At 66.7% G+C, this 2,662-nt stretch carries 3 protein-coding genes; all 3 read left to right on the plus strand.

What is annotated here, in order from left to right:
- On the plus strand, positions 1–586 hold a 586-nt coding region (locus tag ACPT9U_RS17415), incomplete at its 5' end, for a site-specific integrase (RefSeq protein WP_435751878.1).
- Complete coding sequence (locus ACPT9U_RS17420; RefSeq protein ID WP_435751879.1) at positions 583–1,560, plus strand: tyrosine-type recombinase/integrase; 978 nt, start codon at positions 583–585, stop codon at positions 1,558–1,560. The genes ACPT9U_RS17415 and ACPT9U_RS17420, both read left to right, overlap by 4 nt.
- Positions 1,553–2,566: a tyrosine-type recombinase/integrase gene (locus tag ACPT9U_RS17425; protein WP_435751880.1), complete on the plus strand. Its 1,014-nt coding sequence runs from the start codon at positions 1,553–1,555 to the stop codon at positions 2,564–2,566. The genes ACPT9U_RS17420 and ACPT9U_RS17425 overlap by 8 nt, the downstream gene beginning before the upstream one ends.
- Positions 2,567–2,662 lie beyond the last annotated feature (96 nt).

Below are 2,662 nucleotides of genomic sequence, written 5' to 3' on the forward strand. Positions count from 1 at the left end.
TTGGACGCATGCGTCGCTGCCACGCGCGCTGCAGTCGCGTGAGGTCGGCCGTGTCCTCAATTCATTCACCCCGGCGCTGCGCGCGCCCAAGCGCGGCTATGCGATCGTCCGTCTGGCCCTCGATCTGGGCCTTCGCTGTATCGAGATCAACCGGCTACAACTGGACGACATCGATTGGCAGAACGGCACGCTCACGCTGAGGCGGACGAAGTCTCGCCGCCAGGATGTGCTGCCACTGCCAGTCCCCACGGGCAAGGCGCTGGAGGCGTACCTGCGCCACGAGCGACCGCTCACCAGCAACCGATCCGTCTTCGTGCGCTCCTTGGCTCCACACGATGCACCGGTCAGCGTGGATGCCATCCATCGGGTGATCCGCGACGCCTTCAGCCGCGCCGGTATCCCGCATGGCCGGGCGCACGCCCTGCGCCACACCTTGGCCTGTCGGCTGGTCAACAGCGGGGGCTCGATCAAAGAAGTCGCTGATGTGCTGCGGCACCGCTCGCTGAACACTTCGCTCATCTACGCGAAGACCGATCGCGCTGGCTTGGTCGAAGTCGCCTTGCCCTGGCCAGGGAGCCCAGCATGAGCGCCCACATATCCCTTCCCGAGCGGATCGAGACGTATCTGGCCGAGCGCCGTCGCCTCGGGTTCGAACTTCAGCACATGGGTCAGGCGCTCGCCCGGTTCGCACGCTATGTCGAGGCAGTCGGTCACCACGGACCGCTTACCGTCGAGGTGATGGCTGCCTGGGCGCGGCAGGTCAAGGGTGGCCGAGGGGATCGAGGCACGGCGGCTCGCGCCTTACGTCTGTTCAGGCCGTTTACGCGCTGGCTGCAGCAGTTCGAGCCGGCTACCGAGGTCCCCGACGAGGCGACCTTCGGGCCGGTCCCGGGCCGGGTCACTCCGCACATCTTCCGTGACGAGGAGATCGAGGCCTTGCTCGACGCCGCCGGGCGGCTCGGGCCGCCGCTGCGCAGTACCGTCATGCGGACCTTGTTCGGACTGATCGCCTGTACGGGTCTGCGCATCTCCGAAGCCCTGGCGTTGGTCGACGCGGACGTCGACCTCAGTGTCGGCGTGCTGACCGTCCGCTGCAGCAAGTTCGGCAAGTCGCGCCTGGTGCCGCTGCACCCGAGTGCCGTAACGGCCCTGCGCGCCTACCGCCTTGAGCGCACGAAGTACGTGCCTGCCGATCCTGCGGGGCCGTTCTTCATCGCCACCCGTGGCCGCCGGCTCGGCTGTGCGCTCAGTGATCGGCAGGCCCACCGTATCTTCGATCAACTGCGTCGGGAACTGGGCTGGGTCGCTCGCGGCGGCCACGGTGCGGCCCGCATCCACGACCTGAGGCACAGCTTTGCGGTGCGTCGCCTGTTGCGCTGGCATGAGCAGGGCGAGAACGTGCACGAGCACATGCTTGCGCTGTCGACCTACATGGGCCACGCCAAGGTCTCGAACACGTACTGGTACCTCACGGGCACGCCCGAACTCCTGCAAGTGGTGGGCAAGCGTTTCGAGCACTTCGTCGATCCGTACGAAGCCGAGGAGGACGACGATGGTTAAGCCCGAATCAGTCCAGGCGCCCAGCTTCGCGGCCCTGGTGCAGGCGTTCTTCGCCGAGCACCTGCAGCAGCAGCGCGCGATGAGCCCGCGCACCGTTGCCGCGTATCGCGACGCCTTCGTGCTGTTCCTCGACTTCGCGCAGGCGCGGCTACACAAGCAACCCACGGCGATCCGACTCGAGCAGATCACGCCGACGCTGATCCTGGCCTTCCTCGATCACCTCGAGCGCGAGCGGGGCAATACGGTGAGAAGCCGCAACGCTCGACTCGCGGCGTTGCGGGCGTTCCTGAAATTTGCCGGTCGGCGCGACGTGAGCGCCCTGCATGCCGTCGAGAAGTCGCAGGGCGTGCCGATGAAGCGCTTCGAGCGGCCGATGCTGGGCTTCCTGTCGCGTGAGGAAATGCTGGCGATCATCAGCGAGCCCGACGACTCCTGGACGAGCCAGCGCGACCATCTGCTGCTCAGGATGCTCTACAACACCGGCGCCCGGGTCTCCGAGATCATCGGCGTGACGCTGGCCGACGTGGTGCTCGATGGTGCCGCCTGTGTGCACCTGCACGGCAAGGGGCGCAAGCAACGCGCGGTGCCGCTGTGGCGATCGACGGTGCGGCAGATCAGGGCGTGGCTACGGCTCAATCCGCAGTTGCAACCGACATCGGCGCTGTTGCCCAACCGCGATGGTCAGGCGATGACGCGCGGGAACGTCACACAGCGCCTCGCTCTCGCCGTCAAGGCCGCGACCACAGCGCAGCCGCAGATTGCGACGCGCCGCATCTCCCCGCACATCATCCGCCACACGACGGCCATGCACCTCCTGCAGGCCGGCGTGGACATCAGCGTCATCGCGCTGTGGCTGGGACACGAGAGCCCGACGACAACTCATCAATACGTCGAGGCTGACCTGGCGATGAAGGAACAGGCACTGGGGAGACTGCAGGAGCCAGACGCCGCGATCCGGCGATACAAGGCGCCTGACACGCTGGTCGAGTTCCTCAAGACCCTGTAGTTATGTGCAGGCCGCAGGCATCGCGCACCAACGCTGCGCTCGCGCGATGACGCGGCCCGCACCGAAACTGTTCATAACTGGGAGCTGGGCATAATG

This window comes from Thauera sp. AutoDN2 (assembly GCF_051280715.1).
Lineage (GTDB): Bacteria > Pseudomonadota > Gammaproteobacteria > Burkholderiales > Rhodocyclaceae > Thauera.